14 protein-coding genes are annotated in these 17288 nt (G+C 67.7%); 6 read left to right on the forward strand and 8 right to left on the reverse strand.

The window, feature by feature from the left end; all coding sequences use genetic code 11:
* Positions 1-39: 39 nt before the first annotated feature.
* The 3 genes from A9G05_RS00380 to A9G05_RS27575 all read left to right on the forward strand — a co-directional run bounded on the left by A9G05_RS00380 (position 40) and on the right by A9G05_RS27575 (position 3816).
* Complete coding sequence (locus A9G05_RS00380) at positions 40-2466, forward strand: TonB-dependent siderophore receptor (RefSeq protein ID WP_069559094.1); 2427 nt, start codon at positions 40-42, stop codon at positions 2464-2466.
* A gap of 67 nt (positions 2467-2533) precedes the next feature.
* Positions 2534-3655, forward strand: coding sequence for a PepSY domain-containing protein (locus A9G05_RS00385; protein WP_069559095.1), 1122 nt, complete (start codon positions 2534-2536; stop codon positions 3653-3655).
* Positions 3652-3816: a hypothetical protein gene (locus A9G05_RS27575; RefSeq protein ID WP_170832279.1), complete on the forward strand. Its 165-nt coding sequence runs from the start codon at positions 3652-3654 to the stop codon at positions 3814-3816. Before A9G05_RS00385 ends, A9G05_RS27575 begins: the two co-directional genes overlap by 4 nt.
* Positions 3817-4003: 187 nt before the next feature.
* Here A9G05_RS27575 and A9G05_RS00390 read toward each other — a convergent pair whose 3' ends face one another.
* The 4 genes from A9G05_RS00390 to A9G05_RS00405 all read right to left on the reverse strand — a co-directional run bounded on the left by A9G05_RS00390 (position 4004) and on the right by A9G05_RS00405 (position 8755).
* Positions 4004-6106 carry a TonB-dependent siderophore receptor gene (locus tag A9G05_RS00390; protein ID WP_069559096.1) on the reverse strand — a complete coding sequence of 701 codons (2103 nt, stop codon included), beginning with the start codon at positions 6104-6106 and terminating at the stop codon, positions 4004-4006.
* A gap of 247 nt (positions 6107-6353) precedes the next feature.
* The gene (locus A9G05_RS00395; protein WP_069559097.1) at positions 6354-6695 is read right to left on the reverse strand and encodes a hypothetical protein; all 342 of its coding nucleotides are present in this window, start codon (positions 6693-6695) and stop codon (positions 6354-6356) included.
* Between the two features lie 64 nt (positions 6696-6759).
* Complete coding sequence (gene creD, locus A9G05_RS00400) at positions 6760-8121, reverse strand: cell envelope integrity protein CreD (RefSeq protein WP_069559098.1); 1362 nt, start codon at positions 8119-8121, stop codon at positions 6760-6762.
* Positions 8122-8317: 196 nt separating this feature from the next.
* Complete coding sequence (locus tag A9G05_RS00405) at positions 8318-8755, reverse strand: CBS domain-containing protein (RefSeq protein ID WP_069559099.1); 438 nt, start codon at positions 8753-8755, stop codon at positions 8318-8320.
* 141 nt (positions 8756-8896) lie between these two features.
* Between A9G05_RS00405 and A9G05_RS00410 the strand changes: the two genes are divergently transcribed.
* Entirely contained in the window at positions 8897-9616 is a 720-nt protein-coding gene (locus tag A9G05_RS00410; protein ID WP_069559100.1) for a hypothetical protein, read from the forward strand.
* 208 nt (positions 9617-9824) lie between these two features.
* On the opposite strand, the gene creC is transcribed toward A9G05_RS00410, so the two are convergent.
* From creC to A9G05_RS00430, 4 genes are all read right to left on the reverse strand, one after another.
* Positions 9825-11249 (reverse strand): two-component system sensor histidine kinase CreC, encoded by a 1425-nt coding sequence (creC, locus tag A9G05_RS00415; RefSeq protein WP_069559101.1) that lies wholly within the window; start codon positions 11247-11249, stop codon positions 9825-9827.
* Positions 11250-11275: 26 nt separating this feature from the next.
* Positions 11276-11968 (reverse strand): two-component system response regulator CreB, encoded by a 693-nt coding sequence (gene creB, locus A9G05_RS00420; RefSeq protein WP_069559102.1) that lies wholly within the window; start codon positions 11966-11968, stop codon positions 11276-11278.
* A 79-nt stretch (positions 11969-12047) separates the two neighbouring features.
* Positions 12048-12566 (reverse strand): ATP-dependent zinc protease, encoded by a 519-nt coding sequence (locus tag A9G05_RS00425; protein WP_069559103.1) that lies wholly within the window; start codon positions 12564-12566, stop codon positions 12048-12050.
* Positions 12567-12677: 111 nt separating this feature from the next.
* Positions 12678-13931: an HD-GYP domain-containing protein gene (locus A9G05_RS00430; protein WP_069559235.1), complete on the reverse strand. Its 1254-nt coding sequence runs from the start codon at positions 13929-13931 to the stop codon at positions 12678-12680.
* Between the two features lie 178 nt (positions 13932-14109).
* Here A9G05_RS00430 and A9G05_RS00435 point away from each other — a divergent pair, with 178 nt between their 5' ends.
* On the forward strand, positions 14110-15003 hold the full coding sequence (locus A9G05_RS00435; RefSeq protein ID WP_069559104.1) for an acyltransferase: 894 nt from the start codon (positions 14110-14112) through the stop codon (positions 15001-15003).
* Positions 15004-15314: 311 nt separating this feature from the next.
* Positions 15315-17276: a choline BCCT transporter BetT gene (betT, locus tag A9G05_RS00440; RefSeq protein WP_218187182.1), complete on the forward strand. Its 1962-nt coding sequence runs from the start codon at positions 15315-15317 to the stop codon at positions 17274-17276.
* Positions 17277-17288 lie beyond the last annotated feature (12 nt).

Here is a 17288-nt window from a genome sequence, read left to right on the forward strand (position 1 = left end):
GAGTCATTGAGACTTGTTTCCTATCAGGAGTCGCTCGCAATGACGTTTGCCTTCCGCCCCAGCCTGCTCGCAGGCGCCATCCTCCTGGGCAGCCTGGCGCATTACGCCAGCGCCGATACCCAGCAATACCAACTGCCCGCTGCCCCTCTGGCCAGCACCCTGAACCGCATCGCCGGCGAGGCCGGCATCGTCCTCAGCATCGATCCGAGCCTGACCGCCGGCAAGACGGCGCAGCCCGTGCAGGGCGAGTACTCGCCGGTCGACGCACTGAATGCCGCACTGAACGGCAGTGGCCTGCAACTGGTGCAGAACGGCAGCAGCTACAGCCTGGCCGCGCTGCCGCAGGACGCCATGGTCCTGCCGAGCACCAACATCGACGGCGCCGCTGCCAGCGAAAGCGCCTGGGGCCCCACCACCGGCTACCTGGCCCAACGCACCGCCGCCGGCACCAAGACCGACACCGCCCTGGCCGAGGCTCCGCGTTCGATCTCCGTCGCCACCCGCGAGCAGATGCAGGACCGCAGCGTGCACAGCCTCGACGACGCGGTGAAGTACATGCCGGGCATCGTCTCCAGCAGCTTCGGCAGCGACACCCGCTACGACTGGATGCGCGTGCGCGGTTTCGAGCCGACCCACTTCCTCGATGGCCTGCCGCTGCCGCGCGGCGTGTACGCCAACCCAAAGCCGGAGACCTGGAACCTGGACCGCCTGGCCCTGCTGCGCGGCCCGGCCTCATCGGTCTATGGCCAGACCCCTCCCGGCGGCCTGCTGGACATGGTCAGCCGTCGCCCGAGCGCCGAGACCCGCCATGAGATCGAGGTGCAGTACGGCAGTGACAACCATCGCCAGATCAACTTCGCCAGCACCGGCCAGATCGACGACCAGGGCCAGTTCCTCTATGGCCTGAGCGGCGTGGTGCGCGACAGCGGCACGCAGATCGACCATGTCGACAACAAGCGCTACAACCTCGCCCCCAGCCTGACCTGGAACATCGACCCCGACACCCGCCTCACCCTGCTGTCGCAGTTCACCCGCGACGATACCGGCACCACCAGCCAGTTCAGGCCGATCCAGGGCACCAAGATCGACATGCCCTTCGGCAAGATCTCCCACCACAAGAACCTGGGCGATCCGGACTACGACTTCTACGACCGCACCTACTACGCGCTGGGCTATGCCTTCGAGCATCGCTTCAACGATGTCTGGCAGTTCCGCCAGAACCTGCGCTACACCAAGTCCGAGCTGTCGTTCCAGACCGTCACCGTCAACAGCTACATCCCATCGCTCGCCGGTTCCGGCTATGTGGTCGACGCCAGTGGCAATGTCGGTCGCAACAGCACCAACACCGATGAGGCCATCAGCCAGTTCGCGGTGGACAACAACTTCCAGGCCGACTTCACCACCGGCGAAATCAACCACACCCTGCTGTTCGGCCTCGACCACCAGCGCATCGAAACCGACTACATGTCGGTCTTCGGCACCGCCTTCAACGGCTACGCCCCGCCGGACATCAACGTCAACAACCCGGTGCACGGCCAGCCCATCGTCCGCCCGCCGCGCTCCCTGGCGTTCTACGACTACAACCAGAAGTCCCACCAGACCGGCCTCTACGTCCAGGACCAGATGGCCCTCGACCAGTGGCGCCTGACCCTCGGCGGCCGCGAGGACTGGGTGCACACCGGCACCACCTTCCTCAACCAGGGCGATGCCACCAACACCGAGCGCGACAGGGCCTTCAGCGGCAACGCCGCCCTCAGCTATGTGTTCGACTCCGGCTTCACCCCCTACCTGTCGTACGCAGAATCCTTCCAGCCCACCAGCAACGCCACGGCCTCACCGACCGACTCGTTCAAACCGACCGAAGGCAAGCAGTGGGAGCTGGGCGTGAAGTACCAGCCGCCGGGCAGCGACATCCTGCTGAGCGCCGCCGTCTACGACCTGACCCAGCAGAACGTTTCGGTCACGAACCGCATCAACGGCACGCCGGTCACCAGCCAGGACGGCGAAGTGAAGGTCAAGGGCCTGGAGCTGGAAGCCGTGGGCAACGTCACCGACAGCCTGAAGCTGATCGCCTCCTACACCCAGGCGAAATCCGACGTGCAGGACGGTGAGTTCAAGGGCAAGCGCCTGCAATTGATGCCCAACCGCCAGGCCTCGCTGTGGGCCGACTACACCTGGCACAACGGCGTGCTCGACGGCTTCGGCATCGCCGCCGGCGCCCGCTACACCGGCAACACCTTCGGCGACCAGGCCAACAGCGAGCTCGGCTTCGCCAAGTCCTACACCGTGTTCGATGCCGCCGTGCACTACGACCTCGGTCGCCTGGACAGCAGCCTGAACGGCGCGTCGCTGGCGCTCAACGCCACCAACCTGCTGGACAAGGACTACCTCTCCACCTGCGACGGCTACTACTGCTACTACGGTGACGAGCGCAGCGTCGTTGCCAGCGCCACCTACAGGTGGTGAGCCCCTCGCCGCACGCCACGCACCACCGAGGCCGCCCGCTGGGTGGCCTTGGGCTTCTGGACGGATCATGAAAACCACCACCCTCCGCCGCTGGTCCCAGGTGCACACCTGGAGCAGCCTGATCTGCACGGCCTTCCTGCTGCTCCTGGCACTGACCGGCCTGCCGCTGATCTTCCACCACGAGATCGACCACCTGCTGGGCGACGCCCCGGTGCTGCGCGAGATGCCGGCCGATGCGCCGCGCCTCGACCTGCAGCAACTGGTGCAGGCTGCCGAAGACCACCGCCCCGGCGAGGTGGTGCAGTACCTGGGCTGGGAAGACGACGAGCCCAACGGCGTGGTAGCCATCACCGCCGCCACCGCCGGCACCGAACCCAACGCTTCCCACACCTTCATGCTCGACGCCCGCAGCGGCGAGCCGGTGGCCATGCCCTCGGCCAACGGCGGCTTCATGATGACCATGCTGCGCCTGCACGTGGACCTGTTCGCCGGGCTGCCGGGCAAGCTGCTGCTGGCCTTCATGGGCCTTCTGTTCGTGGTCGCGATCGTCTCCGGCGTGGTGCTCTATGCACCCTTCATGCGCCGCCTGGAATTCGGCACCGTGCGCCGCGACCGTTCCCCCCGCACCCGCTGGCTGGACCTGCACAACCTGATCGGCATCGTCACCCTCACCTGGGCCCTGGTGGTTGGCGTCACTGGGGTGATCAGCGCCTGCGCCGACCTGGTGATCGCCGCCTGGCGCAATGAGAGCCTGGCCGCTATGGTCGAGCCCTACCACGACGCCCCGCCGCTCACCGAGCGGGCCCCGGCCACGCGCCTGCTGGAAATCGCCGGCCGGGCAACGCCGGGCATGGCGGCGGACTTCATCGCCTTCCCCGGCACACGCTTCTCCAGCGAGCACCACTACGCGGTGTTCATGAAAGGCAGCAGTCACCTCACCTCGCACCTGTGGACCCCGGTGCTGATCGATGCGCGCACCCTGGAGGTCACGGCGGTCGGCGAGCGCCCCTGGTACATGGACGCCCTGGCCATGTCCCAGCCGCTGCACTTCGGCGACTACGGCGGCCGGCCCATGCAACTGCTCTGGGCAGCCCTCGACGTGCTGACCATCGTCGTGCTCGGCAGCGGGCTCTACCTGTGGTGGGTGCGCCGACGCGCCCCGGCACGCCGGCGGGAGGCCACGGCATGAACCTGACGCGCATCTTCGCCGTGCCCGCCCTGCTGGCCGCACTGAGTGCCATCGGCCTGGTGGGCGCACTGCTCGGCGATGGCATCTGGGACGCCCTGGCCTGGATCGGCCTGGGCATCCCGGTCGCCCTCGCCCTGCGCCCCTTCCTGCAGCGCCGCTGAGCCGGGAGGCGAACCCTCGGCGCCGAGCCCAACCGCGACCGGATGGCGGTGATTCGGAAGGGAGCCGTTCAAGGCCCGCCTATGACACTCGGCGTTACCACGAACGGTCCCTACACCCAGCCCCGGCGATTGCTGTAGCCCGGACTTCAGTCCGGGAACGGCGCATTCCAGATCAGGGCCGGGCGCATCAGAAGCGATACGCCAGGGTGGTCATCAGGGTACGGGGGTCGCCGGGCATGATCTGCGCGGCGCTGGTGGCGGTGCTGTAGTAGGTCTTGTCGGTCAGGTTGGTGAGGGCGGCGCGCAGGTCCCAGTGCTCGACCCGGTAGCCCAGCAAGGCATCCCAGCGGCCGTAGCCGGGCAGCACCACAGTGTTGGCGTTGTCGGCGTAGCGGTCGCCCACCAGGGTCACGCCGGTCTCGCCGTAGAAGCCCTGCTCGGGCTGCCAGCCGATGAACAGGCTGCCGTTGCGCTTGGCGACGTTGCCGATGCGCTTGCCTTCGAAGCCGTTGTTGTCCTTGACGATGGTGGCGTCCTGCAGGCCGATGCCGCCGCGCATCACCCAGTTGCCATACAGGCGCCCGGTGGCGGTCAGCTCGGCGCCCCGGGAGCGCTGCAGGCCGGAGAGCAGCACGTTGCCGGGGTTGTTCGGGTCGCTGGTGCGGCGGTTGTACAGCTCGATCTCGTACAGCGCGAAGGTGGTGCTGAGGCGGTCGTCGAGCCAGTCGCTCTTCACCCCCACTTCCTTCTGCCGGGTCAGTTCCGGGTCGAGGGTATTGGTGTTGCTCGCCGCGCCGGCGGTGATGCCGATCAGCCCGCCGCCCACCGGGGCGTAGCTCTTGCTGAACGAGGCGTAGAAGGCGTGCTCCGGCACGGGCGTCCAGACCACCCCGACGCGGGGGCTGAAGCTGTCGTCCACGCGGCGTTCGCGGCGGCCATTGAGGCGGTTTTCGGAGTCCACCTCGAAGTGGTCGTAGCGCAGGCCGAGCAGCACCTGCCAGTGCTCGTTCAGGCGCACCTGGTCCTGCAGGTAGAGCGCGCGGCTGTCGATGTGGTGCTGGGCATCGCTGCTGGCGACCATGCGGCCGGTGTGCTGGCGGCCGGTGTCGGGGTCGAAGATGCTGAGGGCCGGCACGGCGTTGGCCGCGCCGGTGGCGTTGGTGTAGAGCTTCGGGTTGCGCTGCTGGCTGCCCAGTTCGACGCCGGTAAGCAGGCGGTGCTCGATGTCGCCGGTCATCACCAGCCCTTCCAGCTCGATGCTGTTGAACAGGTTGCGGGTGGTCAGGTCCTGCTGCCAGCGGGCGCGGCCGACGGTGCGGGCGGCGGCATCGACGCGGGTGACGTAGGTGTTGTCGAAACGGCTGTCGAGCATGAACAGCCCGAGGGTCTGGCGCAGTTGCCAGTCGGGGCTGAGGTCGTAGGTCAGGCGCGAGCGCAGGGACTGGGCCTTGTCGTCGATGTAGTCGCGCTGCGGGTCACCGTAGGTGGTGTCGCGGCCGACGTCGGCGGGGCGGCCGTTGAGGCCGGGGATGCCCCGGTCCGGGGTGCGGTTGTGGCGGCTGTACTCGTACTGCACCAGCCAGTTGAGGTCGGGGCTGAGCTGCCAGCTCATGGCCGGGGCGAACAGTTGCCGGCTGGAGTCGATGCCCTTGCGGAAGCTGTTGGCGTCCTGCTCGCCGAGGTTCAGGCGCAGGGCGATGTCGTCGCTGGCGTCGGCGCTGAGGTCGGCGTACAGGCTGCGGTAGTCCTGGCTGCCCAGTTGCGCCTCGATGGAGGAGCCGAGGCCGGCCTGGGGCTGCTTGCTGATGCGATTGACCAGGCCACCCTGGCTGCCACGCCCGTAGAGCACGGCGGCCGGCCCCTTGAGCACGTCGATGCGCTCGATGTTGTGCAGGTCGCGGGTGTACTGGCTGTCGTCGCGCAGGCCATCGAGGTAGAAGTCGTTGCTGGCGTCGAAGCCGCGGATGCGCAGGCCGTCGAAGCGGGTATCGCTGGCGTCACTGACGTTGGGCAGGCCGCTGAGCACCTGGCCGATGCGGGTGGCGCCGTAGTTGAGGGCGTCCTGGGTGCGTACCGAGTCGATGGCCTGGGGCACGTAGCGTACCGGCGTGGCGGTGCGGGTGGCGGTGGAGACCTCGCGGGTGCGGGTGTCCTGGCTGCCCTTGCCCTCCACTTCGATGGCCGGCAGGTCGGTGGAAGCGCCGGCTGCCAGGGCCAGCGGTGCCATCAGGGTGGCGGCCAGGCCCAGTGCGAGTCGGGAAAGGGCGAGGGGATGGGCGGGGTGGTGCATGATCGGCGTCCGGATCGTAGGAAAAGGGCGCAGATGATATTTATTTGCATTTGATATTGATAGCCATCTGATACCGATTCCCTACAATCCCGACACATCGCACCGTCACCTGCCCGGCTGGGGCCGTAGATCGCCCCCTTGCCGCCGGGCCGGCTGCCGCACGCCAGTCACACCTTCCGGGGCCACCTGGTAGCCGGGGAAATGCAGGGCGATGCGTGCGGCGAGCAGTCGGGCCTGTCGGCGTTCCTCAGTGAGCGGTCCCATCGCAGGCCTCCTCTTCGTCGTCATCGCGGCGGTACCAGAGGCGGAACAGCCCGTAGCCCAGCACCAGTGCGACCTGGGCCAGCGCCGCGCACATCTGCAGGAAGGAGTTGACGGTGGGGTTGGTGCGGGCCTCCATCACGCCGGTGAGGGCGTGCCAGAAGCCGTCCGGGATGACGGTGAGGGCCAGGCTGGCCAGGGGCTTGCCGGTCAGCAGCCAGATCTCGATGACGCCGAAGCCGTTGGCGAACATCAGGCCGCCGAGGATGAACACCGAGATCACCAGCCCGAGGGCGAAGCAGGCGGAGAACTGGAACAGTGCGCGCATGGTGGGTCTTCCTTCAGTAGGCGGCGCGGCGGGTGCCACGCCGGGGGTCGGGGATCGCCTGGGCTCAGGCCTGGATCGGGGTTTGGGACGGAGCGACGGGGCGGCCAACGGCGTACCAGTCGAGCTTGCGGGTCAGCACCATCACGCAGGCCAGCAGGCCGAACACCAGCAGCGAGCCCATCAGCAGGGCGTAGTCCTCGGCGCTGAGCAGGCCGTAGAGCATCCCGTACAGCGCGGCGAGGCCGGCGGTGAAGCCGCCACCGCGCACCCAACTGTGCAGCACGCTGCTGACGTAGATGCCCACCAGCAGCACGCAGGCCGAGGCGGACAGCGCATAGGCCAGGCCGAACGCCAGGTGCTCGGAGAGCGACAGCAGCAGCAGGTAGAAGAACGCCAGGGCCAGGCCCACCAGGCCGTACTGCACCGGGTGGACGTTGATGCGCTTGAGCACCTCCACCAGGAAGAAGCCGGCGAAGGTCAGGCAGATGAACAGCAGGGCGTACTTGATGGCGCGGTCGCTCTTCAGGTACTGGTCCACCGGGTCGACGAAGCTGACCCCGAACACCCGGCTGTTGAAGGCCTGGCAACGGTCGTCATAGGCGCAGTCGGCCAGGGCCTGCTGCAGGTCGGTGGCGAAGAAGCTGGTCTGCCAGCGGGCGGTGAAGCCGTCCTCGCGCACTTCGCGCTCGGCGGGGAGGAACTCGCCGACGAAGCTGGGGTGCGGCCAGGGCGACTTCAGCTCCACCTGGCTGTCACGCCCCACCGGGGTGATGTGCAGCGATCCGGTGCCCTGCAGGTTGAGGGTGAAGCCGTAGCTGAGGGTCTGGGCCTCGCCGCTGGCCAGGTGGGGCAGCGGTACATGCACGCCGCTGGCCAGGATCGGGTCACCGCTGCCGGGCTGGAAGTCCAGGCTGCGGCCGTTCAGTTCCAGCTTGAGGGCGTTGTTGATGCCACGGATGTCGCTGATGCCCACCGCCAGGAACGGGGTCTCGAACTGGTAGTCCTCCAGCCCTTCCTCGATGCCGAAATGCGCCGGCACGGCGAATTCACCACTGATGCGGCTGTCGCTCTTGTACAGGCGGGCCTGGTAGATGCCACGGGTCAGCAACTGGGTGTCGACGTCACCCTGCAGGTGGAAGCGCTCGGGCAGGAAGAACAGCCGGCCGCGCTGCTCACGCTCGTCCAGGTAGCGCTGACCGGTCTTCTCGTGGGTCTTCCACTCGCGCACGGTGCGGCGGAACGGCACCACCAGCAGCGGGCCGGTCACCTGCTGGGCGTAGCTGGAACTCTGCGCGATGTTGGCCTGCACGCTGTCGCGGGCCATCTGACGCTCGTCGATCAGGCCGTCGATCATCAGCAGCGGGATCAGCAGCAGCAGGATCAGCAGGGCGATGGCGCCCAGCTTGAAGCCCAGGGTTCGGGTCATCTCGGACTCTCCTCGTGTGTTCGATGGGGAAAGTCTGGAGCGCGCCTGGGGTGGGGCTATGGGGGGAATGTGGAGTTTGTGTGGGAATTGGGTGAAGAGCCGGGATCGCGGCGCGATCCTGCCGGCCGATCACCCTGAGCGGAACGATGGCTGACGGTGGGCTGAAGCCCACCCTACGGGAGACGGGGCCGGGCGATCAGCACGCGCCGCGAATGTACTGCTCCAGGTGCTGGATCAGGCTTTCCTGCTCGGCGGTGATGTCGCGCACCAGGTCGCGGATCGACAGCAGGCCGATCACCTTGCCTTCGTCCAGCACCGGCAAGTGGCGCAGGTTCTTCTCGGTCATCAGTTGCATGCAGAACTGGTTGCTGTCCTTCGGACCGACCACGTAGAGGTTGGAGGTCATGACTTCCTGCACCTCGGTGCCGTAGGAGGAGCGGTCCTTGGCGGCCACCCGGCGCACGTAGTCGCGCTCGGTGACGATGCCCACCAGTTCGTCGCGCTCCATCACCAGCACGGCACCGATGCCTTTCTCGGCCATCAGCTCGGCCGCTTCCAGCACGGTGGTGGTGGGGTCCACGCGGTAGAGGGTCGTGTGGGCTTTGCCCCGCAGTATTTCGGCGACGGTCTTCATAGGCTGCTCCCGGTTTCTTTCGTTATTTGCGCACGGCGTTCCATCACGGCGACGAACTGAGAATAGTCAATTGTGGGCACCTGCAAGAAGCGACAGAATCGCCGCACTCGGCCCTCCTGGCCTTTCGGAAATGGAGATTCCATGCAGCCCCGCAAAACCCTCTGCACCTTCGCCGTCCTGTCGTTGCTCATGCTCGGCGGTTGCTCCAGCAAAAGCTATGTCACGCCCAGCCATGGCGTTCCCCTGGCCGGCATCGACGACACCGACATCGAGGAGCTGTTCAGCAAGAAACCTGCCAGCCCCTTCCCGGCCCAACTGAGCATCGTCCGCGTGGCCAGCCTCTACCGGGACGGATTCGAGGTGGTGCAGACCCGCGACATCGAATCCGACGCGGACCTCGCGCGCATCGCCGAGCAGCCGCAGATCAGCCAGGTCGCTCCCCTGAGCCGCTTGCTGGTCCCCGATGACATGAAGAGCCTGAAGGACCTGCGCCTCCCGGCCGCCCACATGCGCTCGGACCTGCTGCTGGTCTACACCGTGGACACCCGCTTCTATGTCGACAGCACCCCGCTGGGCCCACTGACGGCGGTGTCGCTGGGCTTCCTGCCCAATCACCAGGCCCATGTCACCAGCACCGTGGCCGGCATTCTGGTGGATGTACGCAGCGGCTACATCTACGGCTCGACCGAAGCCACCGCGCAGGAGGAGCAGCGCGCCAGCACCTGGTCCACCGAAGACGCCGTGGCCGAGTCGAAAATCCGCGCCGAAAAAGCCGCGCTCACCCGCTTCAGCGAGGGCTTCCCGGCGTTCTGGCAGGGCGTGCTGACGAAGTACGCGAAGAACCCAGCGGCGTCCCAGTAGAACCCTCCCCTCCCGGGCTGAAGCCCGGGCTACGCCCCAGCTCCGTTGGTGGATGGGAAAAGCGCCACCCACCCTCGCGGGGTTGAGCACGGGGGCGGTTGTAGGGTGGGTCGCGTTCCATCGACCCACCACGCGGGGCCGGGGCCTGGCACGAGGTGCGTCGCGTCGATACGGGGCGCTGATCGGCACCAGGAGGGTGCGCAGGCGTTCAGGCAGCGGGCAGCCGCAGGCGGACTTCGACGCCGCCGTCGCGGTTTTCCACCCGCAGGGCGCCGCCGTGCAGGTTGGCCACTTCCTGCACGAAGTTGAGGCCGAGGCCGGTGCTCTTGCGCCCGCTGCCGGGGCGCGGCAGGGAGTAGAAGCGTTCGGTGAGGCGGGCCAGGGCGTAGTCGGGGATGGCGTCGCCCTGGTTGAACAGGCACAGCGTCCAGTGGCTGCCCTCGCGCTCGGCAGCGAAGCGGATGAGGCCGCCGGGGGGCGTGAAGTCCAGGGCATTGTCCAGCAGGTTGGCCAGGGCCTGGCGCAGCAGGAAGCGCTCCCCCTTCACCTCCACGTCGTCGCCGATGGCGTCTTCGACGCGCAGGCCGGCGGATTCGATGCGCGCCGCCTGGGCCTGCACCAGCTCATCCACCATCGGCGCCACCGGCACGCTGACGCGCTCTTCCAGGCCCTGGCGCTGCTCGACCTGGGCCAGGTACAGCAGGCGTTCGATCAGTTGCTGCAGGCGCGCGCCCTCGCCGGCGATGTTGGCGACGAAGCGTTGCCGTTGCTCGGCGGGCATGTCGCCCTCCAGCAGTTCGGCGGCGCCCCGGATGGCTGCCAGGGGGCTCTTCAGTTCATGGGTCAGGGTGTGCACGTAGCGCTCGACGTAGGCCTTGCCCTCCAGTTCGGTGCGCATGCGCTCCACGGCGCGGGCCAGCTTGGTCAGTTCGCCGCCGCTGAGGCTGGGCAGTTCGGCCCGTTGCCCTTCGCTGACGGCCTGGGCGTAGCGGGTCAGGCGCCGCAGGGAGCCGCTGAGCCACCAGGAGAGCAGGCCGCCGATCAGCAGCCCGAGGACGATGAGGCCGGCGCCGAGCCAGGCCAGGCGCACCTGGGAGCGGTAGATGTAGGGCTGCAGCGAGCGGTTGGGCTTGGCCACCGAGACCACGCCGATGATCTGCCCATCGGCACGGATCGGCGCTGCCACGTACATCACCGAGGAATCGGGGTCGGTCGGGTCTTCTCGGGTGGAGCGGGCACCGTACTGGCCGCGCAGGGTCAGCAGGACGTCGTTCCAGCCGGAGTAGTCCTGGCCCACGGCCCGGCCGGTGGAATCCAGCAGCACGCGGCCGGTGCCGTCGGTGACGTAGATGCGGTGGTTGACTTCGGTCTTGCGCACGCCCCAGATCTCGGCGCCGGGTTGGCGCTTGCCGTAGGCCTTGAGCAGCTCGGGCAGGTTGCTCTGGGTGAGGGTGCCGTCGCGCACCGGGTCACGGAGGATCTCGGCCAGCAGGTTGGCGGTGTCCACCAGGGTTTCCTCGGTGGACTGGCGCACGCCGGGGCGGATCTCGTCCATCACGGTGCTGAGCACGAAGTAGCCGGCCAGGCCGACGAAGAGGAAGTAGACCAGGAAGATTCGGATGCCCAGTGGCATGGCAGGTCCTCGGGGCCCGGATGGGCTCAGGCGCGGGGGTCGTAGCTGTAGCCGAGCCCGCGGTGGGTCTGGATCGGCTCGGCATCGGCGACCTGGCGCAGCTTGGCGCGCAGGCTCTTGATGTGGCTGTCGATGCTGCGCTCGTAGCCGGCGTCGCTGGCCACGCCGAGGGCGTCGAGCAGTTGCTCGCGGCTGAACACCCGTTCCGGCTGGCCGAGCAGGTGCTGCAGCAGGCGGAATTCGTGGCGGGTCAGGGCCAGCAACTGGCCGTGGTAGTGGATGCGGAAGCGCTCCAGGTCCACCTGGAAGGGGCCGTCGCCGGCAGGGGATGCGGGGGCGACCGGGGCGGGCTCGCGGGGGGTCATGCGCTTGAGGATGGCGCGGACCCGGGCGGCCACTTCGCGGGGGCTGAAGGGCTTGACCACGTAGTCGTCGGCGCCGATCTCCAGGCCCACCACGCGGTCGATCTCGGCATCGCGGGCGGTGAGGAAGATCACCGGCACTTCGGAAAAGCGCCGCAGCCGGCGGCAGGCCTCGAAGCCACTGATGTCGGGCAGGCCGACGTCAAGGATGACCAGGTCGAAGGGCTCGTGGGCCAGGCGCTCCAGGGCCTCGCCCGCCAGGCTGAGCCAGGTGACGGTGAAGCCTTCGGATTGCAGGGCGTAGACGAGGGTGTCGGCGATGGCGGCTTCGTCTTCGACGATGAGGATGCTGGGCATGGCGTCCGTGCGAGGCGGCTGGAAAGCCGGCAGGGTGCCGCCGGGCCGGGGCGGCGTCAATCCCGCCCGGGCCGACGGTTCAGCACTGCGGCTTGCCGGCGGTGTACTTGCGACCGGGGTAGATGGCAGCGCGGAACTCGCGCAGCGCCTTGGCGCCGATCAGCAGGGGGTAGTTGAAGCTGCTGCGGTCGGTGAGGTTGACCTCGACGGTACGCTGGGTGTCACCCAGGCACATGTCCAGCTCGATGACTGGGCGCTTGGACGGGTCGGCCTTCTCGCGCTCGTCATCCTCTTCGTCGCCAGCTTCCTCGGCACGGGTCTTGATCTTGCTGATGCGCGCCAGGCGGTGCTCGTAGAGGGTGTCGTCGGCGTCCTTGGTGGCCAGGCGGAAGCGCACCCACTCCTCGCCGTCGCGCTTGAAGCGCTCGATGTCCTTGGCCGAGAGGGAGGCGGTAAGGGCGCCGGTGTCCATCTTGGCCTTGAGGGTCTGGCCGATCTCGGGCAGGCGGATGTATTCGTAGCGGCCGTAGAGGTCGGGCTCTTGGGCAGCGAATACCGGCAGGGCGAGCAGGGTCAGCAGGGCGAGCAAGGGTTTCAAATCGGTCTCCTCGGCGTGGCGCGCGGTGGGCGGATCTGTCGACGGGGCACATGCGCCGGCAGGTTCTGGGACCGGCGCAACGGGCCTTTGGTTCGGCAGCGGGGCTGCAGTCTACCCGCCCAATTTCTTCAGGCGTACCCCGCCCCAGAGTTCCTCGAGGTTGCGGAAGCCCCAGTCCTCGGGGGATTCGCGGGCGACGATGCGGTCGCGGCCCTGCATGGTGGCAAGGTCGATCACCTCCTGGGGGATCGGCACCCTGGAGCGGGCGGAGAAGAACACCCGCACTTTGGGCATCAGCAGGGAGCCGCTGCCCTGCTCCAGCACCACGCCGAGGCGCCCGCTCTCCAGGCGCACCAGGGAGCCGGTGGGGTAGATGCCGACGCATTTGACGAAGGCCTGGAAGACCTTGGGGTCGAAGTGACCCTTGGTCCACTCGGCCATCTTGTGCAGGGACTCGGCCGGGTCCCAGCCCTTCTTGTAGGGGCGGTCGGAGGTGATGGCGTCGTACACGTCGCACACCGCGCCCATCCGCGCCAGCAGGCTGATCTGCTCGCCAGCCAGGTGATGGGGGTAGCCGCTGCCGTCGAACTTCTCGTGGTGGTGCAGGCACACGTCCAGCACCAGCGCGCTGACCTGGTGGCTCTCCAGCAGGATGCGCGCGCCGGCCATGGGGTGGCCGCGCATGGTGGCGAACTCGCTGTCGGTGAGCTTGCCGGGCTTGTTCAGCACGGCGTTGGGCACGGCCATCTTGCCGATGTCGTGGAGCAGCCCGGCGAGCCCGGCCTCGCGCACCTGAGGCTCGGGCAGGCCGAGCTGGCGGGCCAGGGCGATCATCAGGGCGCAGACGGCCACCGAGTGCATGTAGGTGTATTCGTCGGAGTTCTTCAGCCGCGCGAGGCTGATGAGGGCGTTGGGGTGGCGCAGCACCGAGGCGGAGATTTCCTCCACCAGCCCGTCGGCCTGGCTCAGCTCCACCACCTGGCCGAGCCGGGCGTCCTTGAACATGTCCATGACGGCGGCGCGGGAGCGCTCGCACAGCGCCACGGCCCGGGCCACCTCGTCTTCCAGGCTGACGGGGCGCACGGCAGTGCTGTCGGGGTGGTTGGCAGCCAGCAACTGGGCGTCGGCTTCCTCGTTGGCCTGTTCGGCCGTGACCTGGGCAGCGGCCTGCTCAGGGGACAGGTCGAGACCCTTGGCGGTGTCGATCCAGACTTCGGTGACGGCGCTGTCGAGAATGCGCGCCAGGTCCTTCTGCGACTTCAGCAGAAAGCTGCTCTTCCAGAAGGGGTGGTCCATCCATGAGCCGCAGAGTTCCTGAACGTACATGCCCGGACGCAGGTCCGACACAGCGATCTTCTTCAACACGATGGACACCGATGGAAACACACGGGAAAACTGGACCGAGGGCGATGATGCCTCATGGCCAGTGGCCTGGACAGCCGCTGTGCCTGACTTTAGCCGAGGAAGGCGACGAGTGTCTTGGCAGCCGTTCACGCCTGCGTATCATGGCAACGCCATCCACAGGCCAAGGAGCCAAGGACCCATGAGGGCGCTGCTGACCGGTATCACCACCATCCTCCTCGTGCTGATCAACACCCTGGCCCTGATCGGCCCGATGCTGCTGATCGCCCTGCTCAAGCTGGTGCTCCCCGGCCAGGCACTCAAGGACGCCTGCTCCCGCGCGGTGATGGGCATCGCCGAGGCCTGGGCGGAGAACTGCAAGCGCATCTTCGCCCTGCTCACCCCCACCCGCTGGGACATCCGCGGCGGCGACGGCCTGCGCAACGACACCTCTTACCTGGTGGTGTCCAACCACCAGTCCTGGGTGGACATCCCCGCGCTGGTGCAGGCCTTCAACCGCAAGGCGCCCTACTTCAAGTTCTTCCTCAAGCAGGAGCTGATCTGGGTGCCCTTCATCGGCCTGGCGTTCTGGGCGCTGGACTACCCCTTCATGAAGCGTTACTCCAAGGCCTTCCTGGCGAAACACCCGGAAATGAAGGGCAAGGACCTGGAGATCACCAAGGCCGCCTGCGAGAAGTTCAAGCGCCTGCCGGTCACCGTGGTGAACTACCTGGAGGGCACCCGCTTCACCCCCGCCAAGCAGGCCCAGCAGGGCTCCCCTTTTCGCTACCTGCTCAAACCCAAGGCGGGCGGCGTGGCCTTCGTGCTGGCGACCCTGGGTGAGCAACTGGATGCGATCCTCGACGTCACGCTGATCTACCCCGGCCAGCAGGTGCCGGGCTTCTGGGCGCTGGTGTCGGGCCAGGTGCCGTGGGTGATCGTCGATATCCAGACCCGCGACCTTGACCCGTCCCTGTGGCAGGGCGACTACGAGAACGACCCGGTGTTCCGCCAGTACCTGCAGGACTGGGTGACCCGCCTGTGGTCCGAAAAGGACGCCCGCATCCACCAGTTGCGCAGCGAACTGCACGGCTGACGCTCGCGGCCGGGCGCTCGCCCGGCCCGCCCCGCTGCGCTTTCCGACGAAGCGTCGCAGCCCCCGTACCACCCGGCCTGATGCCTTGTCTGAAATGGCTGTAGAGCGCGCCGCCATTGGCGTTGGCGCGCTTTAGCGTGTTTATATTGAACGCCCGATCAATTTAAAAGGAACCCCGCACCCGCTCCCGCACTCTCACCCGAATGCCCGAATCCGCGTTAAAGGAGATGCCGCTTGCCGACACCCTCGACCACCCACACAGGGGGAACCCTGTGACCACCTCGACCCCAGCTTCCACCCCATCCCTGCGCATGAACGCCCCGGTGCTGATCGGCTCGGCGGCCTTTGTCCTCATCTTCGGCCTGGCTGCCACCCTGTTCGCCGAACAGGCCGGTGAATGGCTCGCCCGCACCCAGGCCTGGGCCTCCGGCAGCGTCGGCTGGTACTACCTGCTGGCGATGACGCTGTACCTGGTCTTCGTGGTGGTCACCGCGCTGTCCGGCTATGGCCGGATCAAGCTCGGTGCCGACCACGACGAGCCCGAGTTCAGCTACCTGTCCTGGGCCGGCATGCTGTTCGCCGCCGGCATCAGCATCACCCTGTTCTTCTTCTGCGTGTCGGAGCCGCTGACCCACTTCGCCCAGCCGCCCAAGGGCGAGGCCGGCGGCAGCGAAGCCGCGCGCCAGGCCATGCAGCTGCTGTTCCTGCACTGGGGCCTGCACGGCTGGGGCGTGTTCGCCCTGGTGGCCATGGCCCTGGCCTACTTCGCCTACCGCCACAACCTGCCGCTGGCCCTGCGTTCGGCGCTGTACCCGCTGATCGGCAAGCGCATCAACGGCCCCATCGGCTACACCGTGGACGCCTTCGGCATCATCGCCACGGTGTTCGGCCTGGGCGCCGACATGGGCTTCGGCGTGCTGCACCTCAATGCCGGCCTGGACTACCTGTTCGGCATCCCCCACGACCAGTGGGTGCAGGTGGCGCTGATCGTGCTGATGATGGGTGCCGCCGTGATCGTCGCCGTCAGCGGCGTGGAGAAGGGCGTGCGGGTGATGTCCGACGTCAACATGCTGCTGGCCTGCTCGCTGCTGCTGTTCGTGCTCTTCGCCGGGCCCACCCAGCACCTGCTGAACATGCTGGTGCAGAACCTCGGCGACTACCTGGGCGCGCTGCCGACCAAGAGCTTCGACCTCTACGCCTACGACGGCGGCACCCGCTGGCTGGGCGACTGGACGGTGTTCTACTGGGCCTGGTGGATCGCCTGGGCGCCCTTCGTCGGGCTGTTCATCGCGCGGATTTCCCGCGGTCGGACGATCCGCGAATTCGTCTTCGGCGTGCTGTTCATTCCCCTGGGCTTCACCCTGGCGTGGATGTCGATCTTCGGCAACAGTGCCCTGGAGCAGGCCTTCAACGGCACCAGCGACCTCGCCACGGTGGCGGTGAACGAACCGTCCATGGCCATCTACCACCTGCTGGAAAGCTACCCGTGGAGCCGCGCGGTGATCGCCGTGACGGTGTTCATCAGCTTCGTGTTCTTCGTCACCTCAGCCGACTCGGGCACCGTGGTGCTCTCCACCCTCTCCTCCCGGGGCGGTGCGGTGGACGAAGACGGCCCGCGCTGGCTGCGGGTGTTCTGGGGCGCACTGATCGCGCTGATCACCATCGGCCTGCTGTTCGCCGGCAGCATCGACGCGCTGAAGTCCGCGGTGGTGCTCACCTCCCTGCCCTTCTCGCTGATCCTGCTGCTGATGATGTGGGGGCTGCACAAGGCCTTCTACCTGGAGTCCCAGCGCCAGCGTGCCCGCCTGCATGCGCCCTCGCCGGTGGACCAGCGCTCGCCCCGTCGCCGCAGCGGCTGGCGCCAGCGCCTGGCCCAGGCGGTGCACTTCCCCTCGCGGGACGAGGTGTACCGCTTCATGGAGGAACAGGTGCGGCCGGCCATGGAGGCCCTCGCCGAGCAGTTCCGCACCCGTGGCCTGACGGTGGAAACCCACATGGACCCGGCCGGCGCCAGCCTGAGCCTGGAGGTGGTACATGGCGAGGAACACCCGTTCCTCTACCGGGTGGTGATGCGCGGCTACTTCACGCCCTCCTTCGCCGTCGCCGGGCTGGACGCGCGCAACCGCCAGAACCGCCGCTACTACCGTGCCGAGGTGCACCTGGCCGAGGGCAGCCAGGACTACGACCTGGTGGGCTACAGCCGCCAGCAGGTGATCGACGACATGCTCGACCAGTACGAGCGGCACCTGCAGTTCCTGCACCTGGTGCGCTGACCGCAGCCCCGG

Origin of the sequence: Pseudomonas sp. ENNP23 (assembly GCF_001728945.1) — a bacterium.
GTDB lineage: Bacteria > Pseudomonadota > Gammaproteobacteria > Pseudomonadales > Pseudomonadaceae > Metapseudomonas > Metapseudomonas otitidis.